This window comes from Bacillus sp. 7705b (assembly GCF_002289525.1).
GTDB classification, from domain to species: Bacteria; Bacillota; Bacilli; order Bacillales; family Bacillaceae; genus Bacillus; species Bacillus halotolerans.
This window is the reverse complement of record NZ_NSDH01000009.1, coordinates 1-23,184: the sequence shown is the minus strand read 5'-3', so window position 1 is coordinate 23,184 and position 23,184 is coordinate 1. Positions and strand designations below refer to the sequence as shown.

At 39.6% G+C, this 23,184-nt stretch carries 28 protein-coding genes; 6 read left to right on the top strand and 22 right to left on the bottom strand.

Annotation, left to right across the window (positions count from 1 at the left end; genetic code table 11):
- Nucleotides 1-36 precede the first annotated feature (36 nt).
- The 22 genes from secA to degS all read right to left on the bottom strand — a co-directional run bounded on the left by secA (nucleotide 37) and on the right by degS (nucleotide 18,175).
- The gene (secA, locus tag CJU60_RS03145; protein WP_095712920.1) at nucleotides 37-2,562 is read right to left on the bottom strand and encodes a preprotein translocase subunit SecA; all 2,526 of its coding nucleotides are present in this window, start codon (nucleotides 2,560-2,562) and stop codon (nucleotides 37-39) included.
- A gap of 168 nt (nucleotides 2,563-2,730) precedes the next feature.
- Nucleotides 2,731-3,300 (bottom strand): ribosome hibernation promotion factor, encoded by a 570-nt coding sequence (hpf, locus tag CJU60_RS03140; protein WP_044159437.1) that lies wholly within the window; start codon nucleotides 3,298-3,300, stop codon nucleotides 2,731-2,733.
- Between the two features lie 191 nt (nucleotides 3,301-3,491).
- Nucleotides 3,492-3,869, bottom strand: coding sequence for a DUF8042 domain-containing protein (locus CJU60_RS03135; protein ID WP_024123013.1), 378 nt, complete (start codon nucleotides 3,867-3,869; stop codon nucleotides 3,492-3,494).
- A 9-nt stretch (nucleotides 3,870-3,878) separates the two neighbouring features.
- The gene (fliT, locus tag CJU60_RS03130; protein WP_095712919.1) at nucleotides 3,879-4,220 is read right to left on the bottom strand and encodes a flagellar protein FliT; all 342 of its coding nucleotides are present in this window, start codon (nucleotides 4,218-4,220) and stop codon (nucleotides 3,879-3,881) included.
- Nucleotides 4,217-4,618, bottom strand: coding sequence for a flagellar export chaperone FliS (gene fliS, locus CJU60_RS03125; protein WP_024123015.1), 402 nt, complete (start codon nucleotides 4,616-4,618; stop codon nucleotides 4,217-4,219). Before fliS ends, fliT begins: the two co-directional genes overlap by 4 nt.
- Nucleotides 4,619-4,639: 21 nt before the next feature.
- Nucleotides 4,640-6,136 (bottom strand): flagellar hook-associated protein 2, encoded by a 1,497-nt coding sequence (locus CJU60_RS03120; protein ID WP_095712918.1) that lies wholly within the window; start codon nucleotides 6,134-6,136, stop codon nucleotides 4,640-4,642.
- A 17-nt stretch (nucleotides 6,137-6,153) separates the two neighbouring features.
- The gene (gene flaG, locus CJU60_RS03115; protein ID WP_095712917.1) at nucleotides 6,154-6,483 is read right to left on the bottom strand and encodes a flagellar protein FlaG; all 330 of its coding nucleotides are present in this window, start codon (nucleotides 6,481-6,483) and stop codon (nucleotides 6,154-6,156) included.
- 229 nt (nucleotides 6,484-6,712) lie between these two features.
- The gene (gene hag / locus CJU60_RS03110; RefSeq protein WP_095712916.1) at nucleotides 6,713-7,540 is read right to left on the bottom strand and encodes a flagellin Hag; all 828 of its coding nucleotides are present in this window, start codon (nucleotides 7,538-7,540) and stop codon (nucleotides 6,713-6,715) included.
- A 146-nt stretch (nucleotides 7,541-7,686) separates the two neighbouring features.
- Complete coding sequence (gene csrA, locus CJU60_RS03105; protein WP_095712915.1) at nucleotides 7,687-7,911, bottom strand: carbon storage regulator CsrA; 225 nt, start codon at nucleotides 7,909-7,911, stop codon at nucleotides 7,687-7,689.
- A complete protein-coding gene (fliW, locus tag CJU60_RS03100; RefSeq protein ID WP_095712914.1) occupies nucleotides 7,905-8,336 on the bottom strand; it encodes a flagellar assembly protein FliW in 432 nt (143 codons plus the stop codon). Before fliW ends, csrA begins: the two co-directional genes overlap by 7 nt.
- Before the next feature lie 20 nt (nucleotides 8,337-8,356).
- A complete protein-coding gene (locus tag CJU60_RS03095; RefSeq protein WP_095712913.1) occupies nucleotides 8,357-8,932 on the bottom strand; it encodes a DUF6470 family protein in 576 nt (191 codons plus the stop codon).
- Between the two features lie 46 nt (nucleotides 8,933-8,978).
- Nucleotides 8,979-9,875 carry a flagellar hook-associated protein FlgL gene (flgL, locus tag CJU60_RS03090; RefSeq protein ID WP_095712912.1) on the bottom strand — a complete coding sequence of 299 codons (897 nt, stop codon included), beginning with the start codon at nucleotides 9,873-9,875 and terminating at the stop codon, nucleotides 8,979-8,981.
- Between the two features lie 9 nt (nucleotides 9,876-9,884).
- Nucleotides 9,885-11,408 (bottom strand): flagellar hook-associated protein FlgK, encoded by a 1,524-nt coding sequence (flgK, locus tag CJU60_RS03085; RefSeq protein ID WP_095712911.1) that lies wholly within the window; start codon nucleotides 11,406-11,408, stop codon nucleotides 9,885-9,887.
- 18 nt (nucleotides 11,409-11,426) lie between these two features.
- Entirely contained in the window at nucleotides 11,427-11,909 is a 483-nt protein-coding gene (flgN, locus tag CJU60_RS03080) for a flagellar protein FlgN (protein ID WP_095712910.1), read from the bottom strand.
- Nucleotides 11,910-11,924: 15 nt separating this feature from the next.
- Complete coding sequence (gene flgM / locus CJU60_RS03075; RefSeq protein WP_095712909.1) at nucleotides 11,925-12,191, bottom strand: flagellar biosynthesis anti-sigma factor FlgM; 267 nt, start codon at nucleotides 12,189-12,191, stop codon at nucleotides 11,925-11,927.
- A gap of 79 nt (nucleotides 12,192-12,270) precedes the next feature.
- Nucleotides 12,271-12,690, bottom strand: coding sequence for a TIGR03826 family flagellar region protein (locus tag CJU60_RS03070; RefSeq protein ID WP_024123026.1), 420 nt, complete (start codon nucleotides 12,688-12,690; stop codon nucleotides 12,271-12,273).
- A 73-nt stretch (nucleotides 12,691-12,763) separates the two neighbouring features.
- The gene (locus CJU60_RS03065) at nucleotides 12,764-13,486 is read right to left on the bottom strand and encodes an amidophosphoribosyltransferase (RefSeq protein WP_024123027.1); all 723 of its coding nucleotides are present in this window, start codon (nucleotides 13,484-13,486) and stop codon (nucleotides 12,764-12,766) included.
- Nucleotides 13,450-13,746 (bottom strand): late competence protein ComFB, encoded by a 297-nt coding sequence (gene comFB / locus CJU60_RS03060; RefSeq protein WP_059292436.1) that lies wholly within the window; start codon nucleotides 13,744-13,746, stop codon nucleotides 13,450-13,452. Before comFB ends, CJU60_RS03065 begins: the two co-directional genes overlap by 37 nt.
- 56 nt (nucleotides 13,747-13,802) lie before the next feature.
- The gene (comFA, locus tag CJU60_RS03055; protein WP_095712908.1) at nucleotides 13,803-15,197 is read right to left on the bottom strand and encodes an ATP-dependent helicase ComFA; all 1,395 of its coding nucleotides are present in this window, start codon (nucleotides 15,195-15,197) and stop codon (nucleotides 13,803-13,805) included.
- 106 nt (nucleotides 15,198-15,303) lie between these two features.
- Nucleotides 15,304-16,149: a DegV family protein gene (locus CJU60_RS03050; RefSeq protein ID WP_095712907.1), complete on the bottom strand. Its 846-nt coding sequence runs from the start codon at nucleotides 16,147-16,149 to the stop codon at nucleotides 15,304-15,306.
- Nucleotides 16,150-16,245: 96 nt separating this feature from the next.
- A complete protein-coding gene (gene degU / locus CJU60_RS03045) occupies nucleotides 16,246-16,935 on the bottom strand; it encodes a two-component system response regulator DegU (protein ID WP_003219701.1) in 690 nt (229 codons plus the stop codon).
- A gap of 82 nt (nucleotides 16,936-17,017) precedes the next feature.
- Entirely contained in the window at nucleotides 17,018-18,175 is a 1,158-nt protein-coding gene (gene degS / locus CJU60_RS03040) for a two-component sensor histidine kinase DegS (RefSeq protein ID WP_024123030.1), read from the bottom strand.
- Nucleotides 18,176-18,391: 216 nt separating this feature from the next.
- Here degS and CJU60_RS03035 point away from each other — a divergent pair, with 216 nt between their 5' ends.
- The 6 genes from CJU60_RS03035 to CJU60_RS03010 all read left to right on the top strand — a co-directional run bounded on the left by CJU60_RS03035 (nucleotide 18,392) and on the right by CJU60_RS03010 (nucleotide 23,135).
- Nucleotides 18,392-19,030: a YigZ family protein gene (locus tag CJU60_RS03035; RefSeq protein ID WP_095712906.1), complete on the top strand. Its 639-nt coding sequence runs from the start codon at nucleotides 18,392-18,394 to the stop codon at nucleotides 19,028-19,030.
- Between the two features lie 14 nt (nucleotides 19,031-19,044).
- Entirely contained in the window at nucleotides 19,045-20,037 is a 993-nt protein-coding gene (locus CJU60_RS03030; protein WP_095712905.1) for an LCP family protein, read from the top strand.
- 896 nt (nucleotides 20,038-20,933) lie between these two features.
- The gene (locus CJU60_RS03025; protein WP_095712904.1) at nucleotides 20,934-21,392 is read left to right on the top strand and encodes a hypothetical protein; all 459 of its coding nucleotides are present in this window, start codon (nucleotides 20,934-20,936) and stop codon (nucleotides 21,390-21,392) included.
- 36 nt (nucleotides 21,393-21,428) lie between these two features.
- Nucleotides 21,429-21,641 carry a hypothetical protein gene (locus CJU60_RS21705; protein ID WP_255237947.1) on the top strand — a complete coding sequence of 71 codons (213 nt, stop codon included), beginning with the start codon at nucleotides 21,429-21,431 and terminating at the stop codon, nucleotides 21,639-21,641.
- A 176-nt stretch (nucleotides 21,642-21,817) separates the two neighbouring features.
- Nucleotides 21,818-22,270, top strand: a complete 453-nt coding sequence (locus tag CJU60_RS03015) for a hypothetical protein (protein ID WP_095712903.1) — start codon at nucleotides 21,818-21,820, stop codon at nucleotides 22,268-22,270.
- Between the two features lie 85 nt (nucleotides 22,271-22,355).
- Nucleotides 22,356-23,135: a membrane-spanning protein gene (locus CJU60_RS03010; protein WP_095712902.1), complete on the top strand. Its 780-nt coding sequence runs from the start codon at nucleotides 22,356-22,358 to the stop codon at nucleotides 23,133-23,135.
- Nucleotides 23,136-23,184: the final 49 nt, after the last annotated feature.

The following is a 23,184-nucleotide window of genomic DNA, read 5'->3' as shown; positions in this document are numbered from 1 at the left end:
TCAAGGCGCCGCGGTCAGCAAACTTGCCCGAACGAACTATTCAGTCCGGCCGCAGCAATTTTTATATTTTTTTCCGCTTCCGCAGTGGCATGGCGCATTTCGGCCGATATCAACCACTTTACGAACCGGCGCTTTCTTTGCTTTTTTGTTTTCATCGCCTTCTTGCGGCTGATGAGCCGTGGTTTGGCCTTGTACAACCTCTTCACGCTCCAGATTATTTTCAATCTCAGCCTTCATCACAAATTTGGCAACCTCGTCCTCGATGGATTCAATCATATGCTCAAACATCGCAAAGCCTTCCATTTGATACTCACGCAGCGGATTTGTTTGCGCGTAAGCACGAAGGTGAATCCCTTGGCGAAGCTGATCCATTGCGTCGATATGATCCATCCATTTTGAATCGACGGCGCGAAGCACGATGACTTTCTCAAATTCGCGCATTTGTTCTTCGCCGAATTTTTCCTCTTTGTCATTATATTTGGTCTTGATGCGATCCATAATGAGCTCAAGCATTTCATCCGGCTCTTTGCCGAAGATGTCGCTCTTTTCAAGCGCGCCTTCGTCAAGGTAAGCCGTGTTAACAAGCTCAACAAGACCGTCAAGCTTCCACTCCTCAGGAAGCTCTTCTCTTGGTGTATAGGCCGCAATTGCCCGCTCGAGAGAAGATTTGATCATATTTTCTACGATTTCACGCAGGTTTTCAGAGTCGATGACTTCGAAACGCTGCTTATAGATAACCTCACGCTGCTGGCGAAGAACATCATCATATTGGAGAAGCTGTTTACGTGAATCGAAGTTATTTCCTTCAACGCGTTTTTGAGATGATTCAACCGCGCGGGATACCATTTTGCTTTGAATCGGAGTGGAGTCATCCATACCAAAACGGTCAAGCATTGCCATTGTCCGCTCAGCACCAAATCTGCGCATCAATTCATCTTCCATAGAAAGATAAAATTGTGTGATCCCCGGATCACCCTGACGTCCTGAACGTCCTCGCAGCTGATTGTCAATCCGGCGTGATTCATGGCGTTCCGTTCCGACAACGGCTAGTCCGCCAAGCTCTTTTACTCCTTCGCCAAGCTTAATGTCTGTTCCGCGCCCCGCCATGTTTGTCGCAATCGTCACAGCGCCTTTCTGACCGGCCTCTTCAATGATTTGCGCTTCTCGCTCATGGTTTTTGGCGTTTAATACCTGATGCGGGATACCCTTGTTTTTGAGCAGCTTTGAAATCAATTCAGACGTTTCAACCGCAACTGTACCGACAAGAACGGGCTGTCCTGTCATATATCGCTGGGCAACATCTTCAGCAACGGCCTTAAACTTTCCTTCCATTGAACGGTAAATTAAATCAGGACGGTCATCACGAACAACCGGCTGGTTTGTCGGAATCGTCACAACCTGCATGTTGTAGATGTTACGAAATTCCTCTTCCTCTGTTTTAGCCGTACCCGTCATACCGGCCAGCTTTTCATACATCCGGAAGTAGTTTTGGAACGTAATCGTCGCCAAGGTCATGCTCTCATTTTGAATTTCAAGCCCTTCCTTCGCTTCGATCGCCTGGTGAAGCCCTTCGCTGTATCGGCGGCCTTTCATTAAACGACCCGTGAAAGAGTCAACGATGACAACCTGACCGTCTTCTACTACGTAATCAACGTCCTTCTGCATGGCAACGTGCGCTTTTAAGGACTGGTTGATATGGTGGTTGAGCGCCACATTTTTCACATCAAACAGGTTGTCGATGCCGAACGCTTTTTCAGCCTTTGTCATTCCTTCTTCTGTGAGCTGTACACCTTTTGTTTTCACATCATACGTATAGTCTTTTTCTGCTTTTAACGTGCGTACAAAAGCATTTGCCTGTACGTACAGTTTTGTCGATTTTGCAGCCTGTCCTGAAATGATAAGCGGTGTTCTCGCTTCATCAATCAAAATAGAGTCGACTTCATCAATTACCGCAAAATGAAGCGGACGCTGCACCATTTGCTCTTTATAAAGAACCATGTTGTCTCGCAAATAGTCGAAGCCGAGCTCGTTGTTTGTAGAATAAGTGATGTCAGCCGCATAAGCTTCCCTTTTTTCATCTTTCGACATTGAGTTCAAATTCAGTCCGACAGTTAAGCCGAGAAACTCGAAAATTTTCCCCATTTGCTCTGCGTCACGGCTCGCCAAGTATTCATTGACTGTCACGACGTGCACGCCTTTTCCAGATAAGGCATTTAAATAAACAGGCAGAGTAGATGTTAATGTTTTACCTTCCCCTGTTTTCATCTCCGCGATATTTCCGTCATGAAGAGCCACGCCCCCCATAAGCTGGACTTTAAACGGGAACATGCCGGTTACGCGGCGAGAAGCTTCCCGAACCACTGCGAATGCTTCAACAAGTAGATCATCAGTTGTCGCCCCTTTTTCAAGGCGCTCTTTAAATTCAATTGTTTTATGTTTCAGCGCATCATCTGAGAGATTTTCATAGTCTCCCCGAATCGCATCAATATCGTTAGCTATTTTTTCGTATCTATTCAGCGTACGTTTTGTTGGATCAAACATTTTATTTAAAATTCCAAGCATTTATAACGCTCCTCTATCATCACATGCCTGTTTGACAAGCATGTATAAATAATTTACTAGTCCATGTATACCTCTCATTATCATATCATACCTTCTCTTATTTCCAAAGAATTTGCAAATAAGAAAAAACAAAAACCTTCCGCGAAAATCACGGAAGGCTGCTCTTCATTATTCAGTCGGTTCAATCAGGCCATATTTCCCGTCATTTCTGCGGTACACGACGTTTGTAAGGTTTGTTTCCGCATTTGTGAAAACAAAGAAGTTATGGCCGAGCATATTCATTTGCAAGATCGCTTCTTCATTATCCATCGGCTTTAAATTAAAGCGCTTCTGACGGACGATTTCTAAGCTTTCATCTTCTTCTATTTCGTCCTGAACCGCAATATCTGTATCAGAGCCGAGGCCGTTTGCCACTGAAGATTTCGGAAGACCCTGCTCACGGAATTTGCGGTTTACTTTTGTTTTATGCTTACGGATTTGACGTTCCAGCTTGTTTGTAGCGAGATCAATTGCATTGTACATATCCTCGTTATGCACTTCAGACCGAAGCGCCAGATCTGTCATCGGAATCGTAACCTCAACCTTGGACTCCTTGTCATTGTAAAACTTCAAGTTGACGTTCACATCGGCATTTACACTATGCTCAAAATAACGCTCCAGCTTGCCGATCTTCTTCTCGACATGATCCTTTAACGCGGGTGTCACTTCAATATTTTCTCCTCTGATGTTATAGTTCATCAAAGAACGCCTCCCTTTTATTAAGGATATGTATCTATTTCTCCCTTACCCTTTACAATTCCTGCTGAAACGTAAACCTTTTGTGAAAATTCAGTGAACTTTGTCGAATTATGCCGTTTTATGCTAATGTTTCTATGGTTACGGGAGGTATATGTATATGCTCGTAATAAGAAAAAATACCTTACACAAAGTCAATTGATCACAAAGGGCTCCATACATCGATGAATGGACAGCATCCATTTCCTATAGTGAATCAGAAAATGTCCTTTTAAATACTCGCAGAATTCATGAGAGGGGAATGAGAAAGAAACCAATTGATCAAATTCTGCAAAAATCTCGTCAAAAGCCTTAACGCATACTTCTGCGCACCGTGTGTTCATCACGAAAAGAAGAGTTGAATGGGTTGAATCCAAATAAAAAAAGGCTTGGATCAGATCTTGGTAGATCCGATCCCCTTCTGTTTTTGATAAATTCTGTTCCGCCTCTATCAAATAGCACAGCCCTTCCTCAATGGTAAAAAGAAGATGATAATAAGCTGATAAAAGCGTATAATCCTCAATGCTCTTCAAGGCACTCACCTATTTACGCTTGTCATAATATCTTCCGTCAATCGTGATGTTGTTATAAGGATTTAAATACGTCGTATGCATCGCACGTTTTCTTTTCACCTGCTGAAGTTCTGCTGCGATTGACTGCTTCAGTCTTTCCATTTCCTTCACAATAAGCTGATCCCATGTCAAGACAAGCTTCATCTGCTTTCGCTCTTCTTCTGAAAGCGGCAGAGATATCCCCTGAATAAGTTCAGACCGTTTAGACACAAAGCCTTCAATTTGCTTTAAAAGTTCATCGCTTTCCGGTGTATTTTGTATGTGTGACAGCATACTCTCCGTCTCAGTGTATAGTTGATCTATGTTTTTCATGCGATCCCGCCTGATCCGTGCCGGTCCTTTCGTTCACTTTGCATGGCTTGTTTCCAAGCATCGCGAAAATCTTTTACATAGCCCTCTACCTCAGCCAGCATGCTCGTATCATTTTTGATATTTGCCTGTACCAATCTTCGATACATATAATCGTACATCGCACCCATTGAACCGGAAAGCTCTATGTTGCGGTTAAGTGTACCATTTAATTCCTGAATGATATTTTGCGCTTTAATCAGATTTTCATTTTTACCTTCCATATCATTATTCTCAATGGCCTGAGATGCAAGTTTTATAAATTTCAAACAGCCATTATACAGCATAAGGGTCAGCTCCCCGGGCGTAGCGGTATTCACTGAATTTTGCTGATAAGCTGCATAAGGATTTTGGATCGCCATGTGTCATCCTCCAAATTACATTTATTGTACAAGTAGCTGTGATAAATAGGACGCTTGTTCGTTCATTTTTTGAATCGCAGAATCCATTGCACTGAATTTTTTATAATAACGGTTTTCTACTGTGTTCAATCGGTTCTGCATATCGGTGATTTCAGTACTGATGGAACGCAAATTCTTCCCAATTGAATAGTCGCTTGCCCCCATTGTTGAATTGCCGGCTTTTGCTTCAATGCTTTTCACTGTGCTTCTCAGTGTGTCGCCGATACGTTTCATAATCCCTTTATCACTATAGGCACTGCTGTTCGTTCCGTTTGTAAATAAGGCGGCAACACTTTGTGGATCTTCTTGTATTTTTGCTTTCAGTTTGTCTTCATTAATCTCTAAATGGCCCCGCAATTGATAAGCACTTGAGGTTGTGATGCCAAATTCAGTTAATTGATAGGTTTTCCCATCCGCATTAACTTGAGTATAAAAATCAGTCCGCATTTGGTTCGTGCCGGTGCTGATGCTGGAATCATTTCTCAGCAAACCGTTTTTTGCCTTCTTCTCCCAGAGTTCTACCTCTTTATCAGACATTGCTTCTTTTTGTTCACTCGTCAGCGGAGTATAGTCTCTGAATTTTTCTTCCTTGAGCTTTTCATTCAGGCTGTCAACCAATTCATTGTATTTATCTACAAACTCTTTAATTTGGTTATAAATCCCGTCAACATCAGTAGAAACAGATGTGGTAACAGGGCCTGTGGCTGCAGTTGTATTTTTGATCGAGTAGGTGATGCCATTAACGGTAAAGTTGTTTGTCAGCTTCTCCATTTCAAAGCCATTAATTGTGACCTTTGCATTTGTTCCTTCTTTGTAAGCAGTGAGCTTATTTTCAGCGTCTAAAGAAAAACCAAGCTGACCGGACATAAAGTCGGATGTAGCAGAGTCTGCTGCCTGTATGCTGCCTCCTGCACCTGTTGCTTTAGAAGAAAACGCAATCGTTTCTACATACTCTGTACCGTTCCATATTTTATCTTTAAATGCTGATACTCCTAGATCTGAGCTGTTAAGTTTAGAAATCACATTATCAATGGTATCGGCGCTCGTCACACTGATGTTCACTGTTTTTGCCGTTGTCTCACCAGGTGCTACAACGTTAAATGCCAAATTATAATCGCCTTGTGTGTATCCCGTATAATTATTTGCCTTATACGTTGCTGCAGTTGCCAAACTCGCTACTTCAACAGTAGAAGACGAGTTTGGCGCACTTGCGCTTCCTGTAGCAGTTAACACAGACTCATTGGAGCTGATCACAGCTTTGCTCTGATACGTGCTCGGATATGTCAACGTATTTTTAGACATATAATCTTGTAATTCTTTTATTTTTGAGTTGACTTCACGATAGCTGTCACGCTGCCATTCTAGCGTCTGTTTTTTTTGAGTCAGCTTATCAAGCGGCGCTCTTTCTGTTTGCATCAGCTTTGATACGATATCATCTATATCCATTCCTGACGCAAGACCTGTTATTCTCGTGACCATTTCAAACCACTCCTCATCTACTTTTTTTCATCTACAAATAACCCAAGAAATTCAGTCATAGCCGCATAAAAATCAAGCCACCGTTTCGGCGGAATCTCGCGGACGACTTCATTTGTAGAGTCCTCTATTACTTTTACATAGTATTCTTTTAACTTCTCATGGAGCTCAAACTTCAGGTGAACTTGCGAAGGTTCCAAAAGCTTGTTCATTTCCCCTACCATTTCAGCAAGATTGGTATATGAAACTTGATGAACAGGAACCTCACTCTCATGATCTTTCTGATTATGTATTTGAGTATCATAACGATCCCAAACAGGTTGTAACGTAGTGAGTCTTTCAATGTTCAATTGATCATCCCCTATGTCCCAATCTATCGTTTATATCGACTAAGTCGAGATAAGATTACACATATTTATGGAAAAAAACTCATCTGTTTTAGAATTCTTGTTTGGAAATACTTTTATAGGTTAGTGGAGAATCCGATTATTATATCACGAGTTATAGACAGCCAGGGGGAAGATTTGGAGTTAGGAATATAAAAAAAGACCCCGGCAAACGCCAAGGTCTTTTTCAAAATTAACGTAACAATTGAAGTACGTTTTGAGGCTGTTGGTTCGCTTGAGCGAGCATAGCTTGAGAAGCTTGAGAAAGAATGTTGTTCTTTGTGAACTCGCTCATCTCTTTAGCCATGTCAACGTCACGGATACGAGACTCAGCAGCTGTCAGGTTTTCACCAGAAGCGCCTAAGTTGTTGATTGTATGCTCAAGACGGTTTTGTACCGCACCAAGTTTAGCACGTTGAGTAGATACCTTATTGATTGCAGTATCAATACTTTGAAGTTGAGTATCAAAAGGAGTAGCAGCGAAATCTGTTACATCAAGAGTGTTTACTCCTAAAGCAGTTGCTGACATGCTGTCAATTTTAACATTTAGTTGTTGGCCAGCATTTGCACCAATTTGGAATGTAAAACCATCAGTAGCAGAAGATCCATCTAACAATTTTTTACCGTTAAATTCAGTACGATTTGAAATACCGTCAATTTCAGAGATAAGTGCATCCATTTCATCTTTAATTGCACCAAGATCTTCTTCTTGTTGTGTGCCTGTGTTTCCTGCTTGAACAGTAAGTTCACGCATACGTTGAAGGATTGCATGAGTTTCAGTCAATGCACCCTCAGCTGTTTGGATAAGAGAGATTCCGTCTTGAGAGTTTTTAGAAGCCATTTCAAGACCTCTGATTTGCCCTCTCATTTTTTCAGAGATCGCAAGACCTGCTGCGTCATCTCCCGCACGGTTGATACGAAGACCTGAAGAAAGTTTCTCCATGTTCTTTTGTGCTGCGCCGTTGTTTGAACCCAAACGATTCAGTGTGTTAAGTGCTGCGATATTGTGGTTAATTCTCATTGTTTTGTTCCTCCCTGAATATGTTGTTAAGGCACGTCCTTGTGCCTTGTTTTTTTGTAACTGGCGGAGTGCTTGCGTCTCCTCCCGGCTACATCATTAATATCGGATTGTCTCTGATTTTGTTAATACAAAAATAAAAAAAATCCTCACTTTTTTTGTGAGGATAATGCGGAGATCACATCGCTGGATAACGCTGCCGCTCGATTATTTTCTTCCTGAATGGTCAAATATATTTCTTTCCTGTGAATATCAATATGCTTTGGGGCGTCAATTCCCAGCTTCACTTGGTCACCCTCAACCGCAATGACTTTCACTTCAATATCAGCACCTATTTGAATCGCTTCGTTTAATTTCCGCGATAAAACTAGCATGATTCTCCTCCAATCGGATGCTTTGTCGTATATGGGGAGTCGTGTAAAACGACTTGCTTAGCCAGCATGTTCTTGCGATTCACAATAATAGGAGCCAATAAATTAGCAGTAGTTTTTTCGAATGGCTCTTCCATGGTCAATAATGTCATGACTTCTACGTCTTCAATATTATCGATATCCAAAAGTTCAGCAGTTGATTCATCAAGGTCAAATTCATAATTCTTAAAAAAGATAAACGGACTTACAACGATGAACGCAAGATTCTCTGAAGTGACGGACTGCAGCGCCACGAATGGAGAGTCTTCTGAAAGCGGAAGAATGACAAACTGTTTTTCTTCAACAAAACCTGGAATCCCGTTTTCAAAAAGAATGATTTGTTCTTCTTTCACGTTCATTTGGCCATGGTACTTAGTATGAATGATCATTGTTCACGATCCTTTTCTTTTTACTTTTCTAGTGATTTTTTCGGGTATTCTACATCTATATTTAAATCAGGGTATTGGAGCATGTCAATCTTAACGTTTCCCGGCATATATTCAACAATCGGCTTATGCGGTTCAGCCTGAATAACAGGCTTTCGCGGCGTAATCTGAACATTAAGCTGTGACGGAGTATATTGTATTTTCACCCTTGAAAGAGAAGGAGCATAATGTTCGCCTAATTGAATTTGGTGCATCTCAGAGTTCCTCTTTGCTTGTGAAGCGATTGGGTTCCCCTTATTTTCAATTCTCATAAGCTCGTCTCCTTCTTCTGCGGTACGGGCTATCCCCTCCATTACATCCTCATGCCCTTGTTGGGCAGCTTCTTCGATTCTTTTGGATATATGCTTTCTGTCTAATTCTTCCCATGCTTGCGTCTGGTCAATCGTGAGTTTTCCCGGGGTCACCGATATTTCCATTTCCGGGCTTGGCTGTTCAATTTCCAAGTCGGCTTGCGGCTGCTCTATTTTTAAGCTGGCAGGCGTCGTTGTTAAACCAATTTTCCCTTGAACACTATGCATAATCAATCTGGGAATTTGCATCACTCTACCTCCTAAACTATAAAAAAAGCGAACTCCTGAGAGCCGCTTACTTTAAAAAGTCGATCAATGTAGGCTGAACAATTTGCGCATTTACAGCCAGAGTAGCCCTGTGCACGCTTTGCTGCGCAATAAATTCAGTTATTATTTCTTCCAGTTCTACGTCTTCATTGTCTGACAACACTTTTGTAGCTGTTTCTTCTTGAGCTGAAAGTCTTGTATTAATCAGTTCAAGACGGTTATATCTCGCTCCAATATCAGATCGTTCTGCACTCATACCGTCAGAAAATTGATCAATATCATCTAAAACGCTGTCCACATCGTCCAAAGAGCCTGAATTAAGTGCTGTCTCAAATGAATTAAGCATTTCAAACACATTTTGTCCGCTTCCAGAAGTACCGCCAAAGGCTGCCTTCGGATCTGAGTTCACCTTTAATGACATATTATCCGATATATTGACAATAACGTCAGCGGTATCAGAAATCGTATAAGTTCCGTCACCGTTGTCTTTAACTGGAGGTGTATCTGAATTAGTGCCATTGAAGATATATCTGCCGTTCACTTGTGTATTAGCAATATTTAAGAGCTGTTCTTTTAATTGTTTTACTTCTACACCAATAGCTTGCAATTCTGCTCCACCATTTGTGTCATTCTTAGCTTGAACAGCTAACTCTCTGACCTTTGACATAATGTCAATTCCTTCAGTAATGTTTGTTTCTGTGTTTTCAAGCCAAGTAAAGGCTTGAGAAGCATTACTTTGGTATTGCTGAACTTGAGATAATTGCGTATTGTACTTTAAGCTTTTCATAGCTACTACTGGATCATCGGAAGCTTTTGAGATTTTTTTTCCGGAAGAAATCTGTGATTGAAGTTTATCCAGCTTTGAGTAGCTTGAACCGATATATCTCAATGAGTTTTGCTGAATCATCCCTTGTGTTACTCTCATTTGATCTACCTACCTTCCCCCGACACCCATGCCATTAATTACTTTATCAAGGATTTCGTCTTGTAACGTTACCATTCTTGCGGCAGCATTGTATGCGTGTTGGAATTGAATCATATTGGTCATTTCTTCATCTAAAGAAACAGCGCTCATTTGCTGACGGTTTATGTCTGCATCATTCAGCTGTGTTTCTGTATTAGATGCCAGCCGATTCGCCTCTTGAGCTTTGATCCCCAGCTCGCCAATGAGACCAGCATAATAATCTAGCACACTCGTTTCTTTTCCGTTAATGGTGATGTCCCCAGTTAACACATTTGCTAAATTCGTTGCGTTTGAATTATCGTTTGCTGCTCCAGTAAGTGAGAAAGCGATATTCGCGCCTTTTGAATCTTTTATGCTGTCAGTGACTTTAATCTTACCTGCTGCGCCTTTTGCCGGCTCAGTTTCACCCCCGGTAAAATCAAAAAAGTCCCCGCCTTGTTCACCGCTCTCTGTCAGACCATTTCGGTGTACTTCATTGAAAGCTTTTGCAAATTCGAGCGCCATATTATCAAGATCTGAAAGCATCTCCGGATATATGCCCTTTTCTTTGCCGTCTGCCGTGACATATCCATAAGACTGTATAAATCCTAACAGTGATCCATTGCTGCTGAACGACTCAGCTTGAACCGCAGTGTCTCCAATTGAAATACTTGTCACTAAGCCCGTTTCATTATCATAGTTAGCTTTCAGCTCTGAAACCTCATAATTTTTTCCGTCCAGAACAGTTCCCAGCGACTGTTTATTTTTATCCAGGATTTCGATCGATACAGTTCCTTCCGAAGAAGCAAGCGCATTCCCGCCTGATTTGTTGTAGCTCACTTTGACATCAACAATTGAAGATAATTTATCAATCAGCAAATCACGTTGATCGTATAAACCATTCGGAAGCAGACCGACTGGTTCTACCTGTGCAATTTGCTTATTGAGACTGTTTAATTGAGATAGCAGTGAATTAACATCTAGTACACTAGTATCTAGTTCTGCTTTTAAATTTGATTGAACTTTTGTAAGGGACTCAGAAATATGATTAAACGTATCAGCAACAGCCTGTCCTTTTTGAGAGACAACAGAACGCGCACTGTCCTCATTTGCATTATTGGATAGTTCTTGCAGAGAATTCCAAAATGAATTTAGCACACTGTTTAATCCGCTGCCACCAGTCTCATTCATAATCCCTTCCATTTGGGACAGGGCTTTAGCCTTCGTGTCATAATATCCAGAACTGCTGTTTTGGAGGCGGTATTGGTAGTCAAGAAAGATGTCTCTGATTCTTTCAACTGACTTGCCTTGTACACCCGTTCCCATTTGTCCCGCAGTTTTTTCTGCATTTTTTGATACAGCAGGGAAATAGTCCGTTGCCTCTAATGAGACTCGCTGTCTTGTATAACCATCAGTATTGGCATTTGCCACATTATTTGCAGTAGTGCTTAACGCTGCTTGCTGAGCGCTTAACGCCCGCCTTGCAGTTTCAAGACCCATAAAGGTAGATGTCATATTCTGAATTCCTTTCTGCTAAGCTTTTGAATCAAAAAGTTTCATCCGGCTGCTCTTTGGAAGCTCAGCTTTAATTGATTTGCTGTAATTGAAATTATTTTCCTTAGGAACCAGCATATCGTACGAAATAGAGATGAATTGCAGCGCGTCTCTCGTCAACTGCCTATTCATCTCATTCACTTCTTTCAGATGTCCGAGAACGTTAGAAAGAGCTTTATATAGTTGTTCCAGCTCTTCCTTTTCACTGCCTGAAGTTTTGGCGATACAAGCAGAAATGGTGTTATTTTCGCTGAATCCGAGAAAGGCGGAAGTCGCTTTGATCCGGTCATCTTCTGTCTGTCCGATAGCTTGAATATACTTTTGTTCCTTTGTCAAAATGTTAGAAAGCTCTTTTGTTTTGCCGGCTTTGAGCGCTTCCGTCTTTTCCTCAGACAGCGTGAGCAGATGCTCATGCAGAACGCAAAGTCGCTTCAATTGTTCAATAATTGGCTTTGCTGACATGGGCTTTCTCCTTTTTTATTGCTTTTTATAAAAATTAATCATATTTTTCGCTATATGATTTGCGTCTACTTTGTATGACCCGTTTTCAATTTGCGCTTTTAGCTGCGCGATTTTTTCCTGGCGTGAACCAGTGACTGCGTCGGATGCATTTTGCAGCTCTTTAGCCTGCGATGAAATTTCGATTTTATCTTTAGGCTGTGCAGCATTTTTTTGCACTGCTTGCTTTTCGTAATTTTTTTGGTATGGATTAACGGATTGTGTTCCAAATTGATTGATTTTCATAGGATTCCTCTCGCTTTCCGTTGCAGTCTTTAAACAATCTAACCCTTTTATCGACTGCGTTTTCAGTTAGTTTAGGGAATCAGCTGTTTTTGGTATTATAGGCATAGTATGTGTCTTTTTTACTATTTTCCCGTTCTGTTTTCAATGCGGATTCTTGGTTCAGATGATCTATTTGATCCTTTATATCGGACTGGCAAGCCTTGCAGAACTTGCCTTCCCTAATCGATGTCCCGCACCTTTCACAAGGGTATGCCAAATTCGGCAGATGAGTGATTTGGATTCGCTTTTGCCTGATGAATTTTAAAATCAGCTCTTCCTCCACACCTGTTTCCTCAGTTATGCGGCTCAGTGTTGATTGCCTGTTTTCCTGTTTCCTTAAAAATTTATACACAGTCTCAAATGATTTTTCTTCTTCCTTAATACACGCCTGACACACGGTTTGCAGCTTTGTTTTTAAAAATAAAGCATTGCATTTCGGACAATTCGCCAGTTCACCCATCATGTTTACTCCTTATTCATTAATATGCCTGCAGTAATTTCTAGACATTATATCGGCACAAAAATTGAATCATTTAGCTTCTCACTAAGGTAAAAGATGACACAGAACCAGCTTTGCCTTTCTCCAATAAACAGCGGGCAGCATAGTGCAAAGTGGCGCCCGTAGTATAAAGATCGTCGATTAAAACGATATCCATACCCTCAACGGAGCTGTTTTTTGTTTCAAAAACATGCTCTGAAAGCAGGCGCTCCGTTTTCTTTTTCTTAGACTGCTTTTCATTATTCAGGCGGATGAGAGGATTGAGGATGGGCCGGTTTAAGCATTCAGCAAGCATTTGTGACTGGTTAAAGCCGCGTTCTGCTTTCCGTTCTTCGCTTAACGGAATGGGAACGAGCACAAGGCGTTTATCTGGATAGACAGCAGAGAATTCTGAGGAAAAGTCATTTTTAAAAGCGCTTATTATTGCTGCATCTCCCCTGAATTTCATTCGGGCGAGCGTTTCTTTCATCATGTCATTATATAAGTAAACAGAACGGTTTTGACTGAGCCTTAAGCCGTCATCTATTCTTGATTTCCATGCCTCGCAATCCGCACACACTTCATGAGCGGTTTGAGGCCTGCCGCAAAGCGGACAGATGGCCCCTTTGATGATCTGTAATTTGTTTCTGCAGGACTGACAGACCCTGTCGTCAGGTTTTAATAAGAATAGTGAGCACCATGAAACAGCTTGAGAAAATTGTGAATCACATAATAGACAGATCAGTTTTTTAGAGCCTCCTCCTGTCTCGTTTCGCATTGATCACTCGGATTCTCCGATACCACAGCAGCTGATTCAGCCAAAATCACAAGCATAGCCGTGTTTTTCTGTTTATCTACCAGCTCAGCTTTCGTATATGCAATCTTTTTTAAATCAGTGACGTAAGCTGGTCTTACTTGGTTTAAAGAAAGTGCAAGTACATCATTTTTGCATACTTGGCAAGTGCAGGTCATATGAAGCTGATCCATATATCGGTCAAGAAGTTCTTCCATCATGATTTCTTTTGAATTGACAAGCATTTTTACAGCTCCTCATTAGTTATATGAGTATACTGTATCATGTTTTTAAATATTAACTAGTCTATCAATTTATTTTTTAAAGCCAATTCATTCATTATTTTTATATGTTTTCTTGCCTCTATCATACTCTTTGTTTTTCCGAAGTGAAAATAAATGACATCGCCGTCTGCATGTTCTTTATGCCGTCCTGTCCTTCCCGCGATTTGCACAAGCGCGCTTTCCGTAAAGATGGGCGATTCTGCCCCTAAGATGCCTGTTTGGACCATAGGAACTGTGACACCTCTTTCCAATATTGTTGTTGTGATTAACAGATCAAACTGACCGTCTCGAAATTGCTGCACTTTTTCTTTTCTGAGCTTATCTTCCGCATGTACAGCCGCTGTTCGATAATTCATGTTTTTAAAACAGGAAGCAGCTTTTACCAGAACAGAAATGGAAGGAACAAATAAAAAAACGGGCCTTCCTTCTTTCACATGCTGTTCTATCCATCTTTTTACCGCATTTGGGATTTTGTTTCGGGTTAATTTCTTTTTCCAGTTTCCGCACCACTGAAAGCGCGGTTCAGGCAATGGCTTCCGATGGTATCTGGCCGGTATGCGAACGGATTTTAACTCACCTTTATATGTTTTTCTTTTTAATTCTTTAGGAGGTGTTGCGCTTAGATAAACAAGAGTGCTGTTTTTCTTTCTCGCTTTTTGAACAGCGAATTGAAGAGTTTGATCAGCGGAATATGGAAAAGCATCCACTTCATCAACGATCATGACGTCGAATGCGTCTTTATAGCGCAAAAGCTGATGGGTTGTGGAAATCATAAGCGGAGATAAACGCCCTTTGTCATCACTTCCTCCGTATAGAACTGAAATATCAGCACCCTGAAATGCAGCCTTCAGTCTCGGAGCAAGCTCTAAAACAACATCGGTACGCGGGGTCGCAATACAAACACGCAGTCTTAGATTTAATGCCGATTCTATACCCGGGAATAATAATTCAGTTTTACCTGCGCCGCAAACAGCCCAAATAAGGAGCTCTTCTTGCTTCGAAATTACTTCAATTAAGACGTCAGCGGCCTTTTGCTGTCCGCTTGACAGCTTTCCATCCCAAGTCAGTTTTATAGGCTTCCAGTTTGCCTCTGCCTCCTTGCACCAGGAATATAAAGAAATATCCTCACTCACTCTGCCCATCATGACACAAGAGCGGCAGTATACTTTATCTTCTCCTGATGAATGATACGAAGAAAAATACTGTTGATCATTTTGACCGCATCTATTGCATCTATATCCCCATTTATTTTTTGATATAGACTCCTCGGCAGATATATAACCATGCTCGATATGCCAATCAATGATCTCGTCAGAAAATGGGATTTCTGTTCTAAGCAGATGACGTCCCTGAAACTGCTGCTGCAGTTCTTTAGAGAATAGGCTGTTCGATTCTGATGTCTTAGTCTGCATAGTACGGCCTCCTTGCGAGATATTATGCCGGAATGAAAATATTCTGTCTAACAGCTAAAAAAAGAATATAAAAAAATCTCCGCTTCTAAAACGGAGATTTCATCATTTATTTAAAACACCAGCAGATTCCTATTGCACCTTCACCAAGATGAGTGCCTATAACCGCACCAAAGTAGCTGTTATAAAATTCAACATGCGGATATTTTGCAGAGAGCTCTTCAATAATACTCGATGCTTCTTCTTCTCGATTAGCGTGAATAACGGCAGCTTTCATCGGCATGCCCTTACTCGCGTCTTCATCTAAAAGCTCGTAAATCCGCGAAATTGCTTTTTTGCGTGTGCGGATCTTCTCAAAAGGCACAATTACCTTATTGTCAAAATGCAGAATAGGCTTTACCTTGAGAAGACTCCCAATAAAGGCTTGGGCACTGCTTAATCGTCCGCCTCGCTGAAGATGAGTTAAATCATCCACCATAAAATATGCACGAACGGTTTTTTTCATTTCTTCCAGTTCTTTTATAATATCTTCCGGAGATGAAGCTCCATTTCTGATCAAGTCGGCTGCTTTCAGAGCATAAAACCCTTGAGCCAGACAGCTGATCTCTGAGTCAAACGGGTATACTTCAATATTATCGACCATTGTATTCGCTGCAGCTGCACTGCTGAACGTTCCGCTAATTCCGCTAGAAAGATGAATACTGATCACCGCATCATATGACTTGCCGAGCTCTTCATACAAAGCAACCAGCTCGCCGATCGCAGGCTGAGAAGTGGATGGAAGCTCTGTATGCTTTTTCACTTCTTGGTAAAAGCTTCTCCAGTCCATTTCTGTTTCTTCATGATATGTTTCATCCCCAAAAACAACCTGGAGAGGAATCATGTGTATATGATTTTGTTCACGCATTTCTTTTGGAATATATGCCGTACTATCTGTTACTACTGCAATATTCATAGCTTCGTTACCTGCCTTATCAATTTATGACTCTATTGTAAGGGAAACAGAAGCCTAAAAAAAGACCTGCCTCAAAAAGGCAAGTCCAATTTCATGCTATCTCATTTCTACCCAACCATTTTTAATGGCGACCACCACGGCTTGCGTCCGGTCGTTTACATTCATTTTTTGTAAGATATTGCTGACATGGTTTTTAACAGTTTTTTCACTGATAAACAATGATTCACCGATGCCGCGGTTGCTTTTTCCGTCTGCAAGCATTTGCAGCACTTCACATTCCCGTCTTGTTAAAATATGTAATGGTCTGCGAATCTCTGGATAGACCTCATGCTGAGGATGAGCAGAAACTCCGCTTGTTGCAAGACGTCGGAATTCGTTTACGAGGTTGTGAGTAACCTTCGGGTGAAGGTAAGAACCGCCCTCGGCAACTACTTTAACCGCTTCAATTAGTGTATCAGCATCCATCTCTTTCAGCAGATAACCTCTTGCACCTGTTTTCAGGGCATGTGTTACATAATTCTCGTCATCGTGAATTGATAGAATAATTACTTTAGATTCAGGATACAGCTCTACAAGCTGCTTTGTAGCTTCCACGCCATTTACGTTCGGCATATTGATATCCATGATCACGACATCAGGATGATAGTGCTCAACAATACGAGCCGCTTCATCTCCGTCGTCTCCTTCCGCTACCACTTCAAAGGTAGGTTCAAAATCCAATATCCGCTTAACACCTTCACGAAATAACTGATGGTCGTCGATAATAACAATGTTTACTTTAGTCACAAGCCACGCCTCCTTGTATTATTGTTCTATATACTCTGGTATTCGGTCAATATGCCTTTTGGCTCTATTTTACAAATCATAGTCAAAGAGATAACGGAACCTTAATCATGATAAATGTCCCAAGACCTATTTTTGAATCTATCGTCATGGTTCCTTCCAATAAATCTACTCTTTCTTTCATTCCAAGCAAGCCGAATGATTTGTTTTTCTTCTCTTTCGCTTCCTTCAGGTCAAATCCTTTGCCGTTATCTTTTATCATTAAAATCACAAAATCCTTTGTAATCTCAACTTTGACTGTAATTTCTTCAGATCCAGAATGCTTTAACGCATTGGATACAGCTTCCTGTGCGAGTCTGAAGAGCGCAACTTCAAACTGAGGCGCGAGTCGTTTGTCCTCCGTATCGCCGATGCACTGAAAATGTATTTTCACCTTACCGTTATATTCTTCGGTTGTATATAGATATTTCCGCAAAGTTGGAATCAGGCCTAGGTCATCAAGGGCCATCGGTCTTAAATCATATATAATCCGTCTCACTTCGTAAAGAGCATTCCGCACATTTTGTCGGAGATTTTTGATTTCCTGGAATCCGTCTTCAGCGCCTCGGTCTCGGAAAATCCGTTCAATTAATTCCGATCTCATCATAACATTTGCCAGCATTTGTGCAGGACCGTCGTGAATTTCTCTCGAGACTCTTTTTCTCTCTTCTTCCTGCGCTTCAATAATTCTCAAGCCAAAATCCTGTTTTGCCTGCGCATCAGCAAGAAGCAGCCCAACCTCCCGAAGATCCTGATTCAGATAGTTCAGCACGACCGTAATCTGGCTCACTAGTGATTCTGAGCGTTCGATGATTTCCTGAAGGCCTAACAGTCTGCGTTCCAAATCGTCCCGGCGTTCGCGCAATTGCTTTTCACGCTGCTGGATCATCGTCAGTTCTACTTGCAGCTTATGGGCTTTTTCATAAGCGTTGCGGATTTCTTCTTCACTGAATCTATGAAAATTGCGGCTGACCTCGGATAAACGGTTTCGCGCATGGCGGGTTTGCACTTCAAGTTTATCACCAAGCTCGATGACTTCATAAACCTGCTGTTTAATTTGTTTCAGTTCTTCGACCAGCTGTTCATACTGCTGGCGTGACTGCTCTCCGATTTGAAAAACCTCATCCTTGCTCCCGTCAACGGTTTTCAGCATCTTCATTAAAATAGAATCCAAAACTTTGGAATCCATCTTTGTTTTATTCATAATTTCCCTCCGTCACGGTGTTGTCATATATTTTTATTATAAATGTAATTGATCTGCAAATTGTGTCGAATTATAATGAAAGAATGCGTATATTCTAGAAAAAAACAATTTTATGTACCTTCTTACTCTTTATGATAACAAAATACGCACAAAAATTCTAAAGACTGTACGAATTTGTATAGGCGGTCTTTTATGCTTAGCAGGGGGTCAGCAAGCATGCTGCACAGCTATTTTACTGTGAAAGAAGCAGGAGAACACGAGATTGTTATAGAAAAATCGCGTTTTATCTGTCATTTAAGCCGTGTTTCTACCGAACAAGAAGCACAGGAATTTATACAGAAAATAAAGAAACAGCACTGGAATGCAACTCATAATTGCTCAGCTTACGTAATTGGCGAAAACGATCATATCCAAAAAGCCAATGATGACGGAGAACCGAGCGGCACCGCAGGAGTACCTATGCTCGAGGTGCTAAAAAAACGCGGACTTAAGGATACTTGTGCTGTTGTTACGCGTTACTTCGGCGGCATAAAGCTGGGAGCAGGCGGTTTAATCCGCGCTTATGGGAAGTCAGTGTCTGAAGGATTAAACCATATAGGTGTTGTAGAACGGAAGCTTATGAGGGTTATGCATACTTCCGCAGATTATACTTGGCTTGGCAAGATTGAAAATGAATTAAGGGAATCACCTTTTCTATTAAAAGAAATCCATTATACTGAAAAAGTTGAATTCGAAGCATATGTAGAAGAGAAAAGAACTTCTGAATTTTCTCAATGGATTTTAAATTTAACAAATGGATCATGCTATACTAAACCGGGTATCTTGATATACCTTGAAAGACAAGTTAAAAATTAAAAGGAGAATAAATAATGCCAGAACGGGTTAAAGTTCGTGTGAGAAAGAAAAAAAACAAAAGAAAAATTATTTTAAGACGAATACTCTTGCTCTTTTTTCTATTTTTTATAGTTTTCGCAGGGCTAATTGGTTATAAAGTATATAAAACAATTCAAGCAGCTGATAGTTCATATAAAGAATTAGACCGAGGCGAGAAATCGAAATTACGTAAAGAAGTAGTTGACCTTAAGAAAAAACAGCCTTTTTCTGTACTTTTGTTAGGAGTGGAGGACTATGCAACAAGCGGAAAAGGAGGAAGAACCGATTCTATTATTGTTGCCACAATAAATCCTAAACAAAAAACAATGAAGTTACTAAGTATACCTCGTGATACACGAGTCGAAATATCGGGTGATACTTCCGGTACAAAAACAAGAATTAATGCAGCCTATGGAACAGGGGGGGCTCAAACTACTATTGAAACTGTTGAGAAACTTTTAGATATACCTATTGATTATTACGCTACTGTAGACTTTAAAGGCTTCAAAAAAACAATTGATGAGGTTGGGGGTGTCGATGTTGACGTTCCATTCGATTTCAATGAAAAAAGTGATACGTCAAAATCTAAAAAATTCTATTTTCAAAAAGGGAACATGCATCTAAATGGAGAAGAGGCTCTTGCTTATGCACGAATGAGAAAACAAGATCCTCGGGGAGACTTCGGGCGTAATGATAGACAAAAACAAATCTTGATGGCTATGTTAGATCAAATATCAAAACCTTCTAATCTTGCAAAAATTGATACCTTGGCAGATCAAGTAAGTAATAACATAACAACGAATCTAAGAATTACTCAAGTTTTGGCACTTCAACAAATTTTCAGCGGTTTTAAAGGAAGCGACGTTGAAACATTAACTTTAAAAGGCTCCGATTTATATATTGGTAATAAGTATTTCTTCCAACCAGATGATGAGGAGTTAACAAAAGTTCATGAGGAACTTTATAACTTTTTGTATCCTGATAATTAATAATTCACAACACCTTATCTGCACTGCATCTGCACTGACAAGATACTAGACTGTCGATAAAAAGAGGCTGGAAATTTAAATTTCTTAGCCTCTTTTTTGGTTTTGTGAAATTTGTTGAGAACGGGAGAAGTTAATAGTTTTTAAAAGAAAACAAGCATCACTTGCAGGTTCAATACTATCTTAAATTCAGAGATGACCAATGCTGATTACTTTTGTATGTACACATATAGAATAAAGACTATGTTCAGTTCCAGTCAGTTTTGTTAAACTCCTTTCTTTCTCATCAAGTTGGAACTTTGAAAGCTTATTTTGTTTGCTTAACGGTATAGATTAAGATTGAATGTCTTGAGTCTACTTCATCATGATTACCCTAATCTTCTTTTTCCTACCTAGGATCTCCTCTTCGTTGAAATCCATACTAAATAAACATGGTATACAACAAGTTTGAGTAGGGTTGTTGATAGCCTCTTGCATTGACCTTGTTTAAACCATTTGATGACTACTCCTGAAGCAACCTTGGTGCTTGAATATTTCAAAATGATTGAAAGCAATCTTGCCTTCTAAAAACCGTATTAAAACAAGCTCACTAATATGAACACTTCTAATAACTCATACTAATATTCTTTTTTGAATATTATCCCTCTCACCTTTCCTCTCTTAATTACAAAAAACCTCCCCGACTATACCTAGAGAATAGACTACATTCAAATAATATCTATTAATTAACAGTTATTTAGTATATTTAGAACTTAAAGATACAAAGTAGACATTTTCAATATGTACAATTAATCCTTTAAAATTAGATTAATTTTCTATTTAAACCTTTAAATCCCGTGATTCTATGGTATAATTGTACAGAAAATCTAATTAAAGGTTTACGTGAGGAGGTGAAAAGTTTGAAGACGAGTTTAAAAAAACTAACCTACACAGTTGCAACTGCACTTCTAGTAGTGACTGGGTTTGTCACTACTAATGTTCAAGCAAAAGCAAATACAAGTGATTCCAGTTTTGATTTTAAATTCAAGGGTAATAGTACGGCTTATACTCCAGTAAGAACCAAATATAACTCTACAAGTGCTTACATTAATGTCAAGACAATTAGTGATGGAGATCCATACTATAAAGCATCTCTTGTAAAATCAAACGGACAAAATTTCTCTAAGACTTGGACATATACATTTGGCACATATGATGCTGAAAATCCTAAATTAGCTAAGCATTATATCAAGAACTATGCTATGGAAGATAGTAAAGGTTCTCCTGTTAAAGTGAAAATTAAAGCAAGAGGTTACAGAGGAATATCAGCGAATTATAATTGGCATTCCCGTGGCGTATGGAGCCCTGATTCCATCTGAAATTAGAGTCAAAATTATAAATAAGGAGAATCATATATGAAGACTAAATTCAAAAAAATTATTGGAGCCATAACAATTACTGGGTTGGTTTTGACTGGATTTGCTGCAACTAATGCTCAAGCAAAAGCAAATACAAGTGATTCCAGTTTTGATTTTAAATTCAAGGGTAATAGTACGGCTTATACTCCAGTAAGAACCAAATATAACTCTATACATTTGGCACATATGATGCTGAAAATCCTAAATTAGCTAAGCATTATATCAAGAACTATGCTATGGAAGATAGTAAAGGTTCTCCTGTCAAAGTAAAAATTAAAGCAAGAGGCTATAGAGGTGCAGCGGGTTATAATTGGCACTCCCGTGGCGTATGGAGCCCTGATTCCATCTGAAATTAAAGTCAAAATTATAGATAAGGGGAATTATATATGAAGTCTAAAATCAAAAAAATTATTGGCGCCATAACTATTGTTAGTCTTGTATTAACAGGCTTTGCTGTGAGTAATGCAAGTGCTAAAGGAAATACTAAAGATACTAATTTTTCTTTTCGCTTCACCAATAGTACATCAGGGAAATATGAATATACTAGTTCACGGGAAAAACGTGATAACACAAGCGCCTATATGAGACTTAAAAGTATTAGCATGACTGGTTCAGTTCATTATTATGCAGAACTTGTTACTAGCTCTGGAAAAAGGTTCTCAAAGCCTTACCGTTACGTGTTTGGAAACAATTTTAGTACTTTCCCTAAAACACAATACTTAAAAAACTATGCTCATGAGGATTATAAAAAAACAATTAAAGTAAAAATAGAAGCAACCGGTTATGGTACAGTTAATAGTTGGGGGGCTGCTGGAGTTTGGAGTCCTGATTCAATCTAAATCGGTTATCTAATCTCATATGATAAGATATGAAAGTTTTTCTAAATTCTTTCATATCTTATTCTTTATGAAAAGGAGATTTACAATGTTTAACAGCTTAATAACTAGAGGATTCACTAAAAATACAACTTTATTCATTTTAATTTTAGGTTCAATAATTGCTCTTTTAGACGTAATTGAAAATAATGTTATTCACTTAAAACCATCTGATTATTGGGATTATCCTCTTGGCGTATATAATTGGTGGTTTTTATTTAACCCTGAAGTATACCTTTCAATCATTATCACTGTTTTTCCATTGCTAGCGTCAGTACCATACGCAGATTCCTACATTGAAGAAAAGAAGAGTGGATTTTTAAAGAGTATTCTACTAAGACAAAATAAAAGTAAGTATTTAATAAGAAAGTTTCTCATTAACTTTGCAATTGGTGGAATAGCTTCAATTGTTCCGCTTGTGTTAAATCTAGTAGTTTATTTCTCTTTACTACCAGCTATTAAACCAAACTTATACTTCGGTAATATTCCCATTATTAGTTTTTTGCCTGATTTATATGTCAATCACCCATTAGTATATATCATTTTAAGAATTGGAAACTGTTTTATTTTCGGAGGTATTTTTGCTTCAATTGCTTTGACCTGTAGCCTTTTCGTGGAAAATCGTTATATTATAATTGGTATACCTTTTTTTATTTACACGATTTTAGACATAGTTTTAGACACACTAAATTTACAAAATTACTCTCCGCTTAAATTTTTATTTTTAGATGTTCCTTTCACGTATGGAATCTACGTCATTGCAATAATAACAATAATAATACTATTTACAGCCTTTTGTTTTGGAGGTGAAAAGAGTGAGAACATTTAGATTTATTTTATATACATGTAACCAAATCAAATACTCATTACTATTAACA

Excerpts from the sequence above, each read along its gene's own strand:
- secA (WP_095712920.1), bottom strand. The coding sequence starts at position 2,562 with ATGCTTGGAATTTTAAATAAAATGTTTGATCCAACAAAACGTACGCTG.
- hpf (WP_044159437.1), bottom strand. The coding sequence starts at position 3,300 with ATGAACTATAACATCAGAGGAGAAAATATTGAAGTGACACCCGCGTTA.
- fliT (WP_095712919.1), bottom strand. The coding sequence starts at position 4,220 with ATGAAAAACATAGATCAACTATACACTGAGACGGAGAGTATGCTGTCA.
- fliS (WP_024123015.1), bottom strand. The coding sequence starts at position 4,618 with ATGGCGATCCAAAATCCTTATGCAGCTTATCAGCAAAATTCAGTGAAT.
- CJU60_RS03120 (WP_095712918.1), bottom strand. The coding sequence starts at position 6,136 with ATGGTCACGAGAATAACAGGTCTTGCGTCAGGAATGGATATAGATGAT.
- hag (WP_095712916.1), bottom strand. The coding sequence starts at position 7,540 with ATGAGAATTAACCACAATATCGCAGCACTTAACACACTGAATCGTTTG.
- csrA (WP_095712915.1), bottom strand. The coding sequence starts at position 7,911 with ATGCTAGTTTTATCGCGGAAATTAAACGAAGCGATTCAAATAGGTGCT.
- fliW (WP_095712914.1), bottom strand. The coding sequence starts at position 8,336 with ATGATCATTCATACTAAGTACCATGGCCAAATGAACGTGAAAGAAGAA.
- CJU60_RS03095 (WP_095712913.1), bottom strand. The coding sequence starts at position 8,932 with ATGCAAATTCCCAGATTGATTATGCATAGTGTTCAAGGGAAAATTGGT.
- flgL (WP_095712912.1), bottom strand. The coding sequence starts at position 9,875 with ATGAGAGTAACACAAGGGATGATTCAGCAAAACTCATTGAGATATATC.
- flgK (WP_095712911.1), bottom strand. The coding sequence starts at position 11,408 with ATGACATCTACCTTTATGGGTCTTGAAACTGCAAGGCGGGCGTTAAGC.
- flgN (WP_095712910.1), bottom strand. The coding sequence starts at position 11,909 with ATGTCAGCAAAGCCAATTATTGAACAATTGAAGCGACTTTGCGTTCTG.
- flgM (WP_095712909.1), bottom strand. The coding sequence starts at position 12,191 with ATGAAAATCAATCAATTTGGAACACAATCCGTTAATCCATACCAAAAA.
- CJU60_RS03070 (WP_024123026.1), bottom strand. The coding sequence starts at position 12,690 with ATGGGTGAACTGGCGAATTGTCCGAAATGCAATGCTTTATTTTTAAAA.
- CJU60_RS03065 (WP_024123027.1), bottom strand. The coding sequence starts at position 13,486 with ATGCGAAACGAGACAGGAGGAGGCTCTAAAAAACTGATCTGTCTATTA.
- comFB (WP_059292436.1), bottom strand. The coding sequence starts at position 13,746 with ATGCTTGTCAATTCAAAAGAAATCATGATGGAAGAACTTCTTGACCGA.
- comFA (WP_095712908.1), bottom strand. The coding sequence starts at position 15,197 with ATGCAGACTAAGACATCAGAATCGAACAGCCTATTCTCTAAAGAACTG.
- CJU60_RS03050 (WP_095712907.1), bottom strand. The coding sequence starts at position 16,149 with ATGAATATTGCAGTAGTAACAGATAGTACGGCATATATTCCAAAAGAA.
- degS (WP_024123030.1), bottom strand. The coding sequence starts at position 18,175 with ATGAATAAAACAAAGATGGATTCCAAAGTTTTGGATTCTATTTTAATG.
- CJU60_RS03035 (WP_095712906.1), top strand. The coding sequence starts at position 18,392 with ATGCTGCACAGCTATTTTACTGTGAAAGAAGCAGGAGAACACGAGATT.
- CJU60_RS03030 (WP_095712905.1), top strand. The coding sequence starts at position 19,045 with ATGCCAGAACGGGTTAAAGTTCGTGTGAGAAAGAAAAAAAACAAAAGA.
- CJU60_RS21705 (WP_255237947.1), top strand. The coding sequence starts at position 21,429 with ATGAAGACTAAATTCAAAAAAATTATTGGAGCCATAACAATTACTGGG.
- CJU60_RS03015 (WP_095712903.1), top strand. The coding sequence starts at position 21,818 with ATGAAGTCTAAAATCAAAAAAATTATTGGCGCCATAACTATTGTTAGT.
- CJU60_RS03010 (WP_095712902.1), top strand. The coding sequence starts at position 22,356 with ATGTTTAACAGCTTAATAACTAGAGGATTCACTAAAAATACAACTTTA.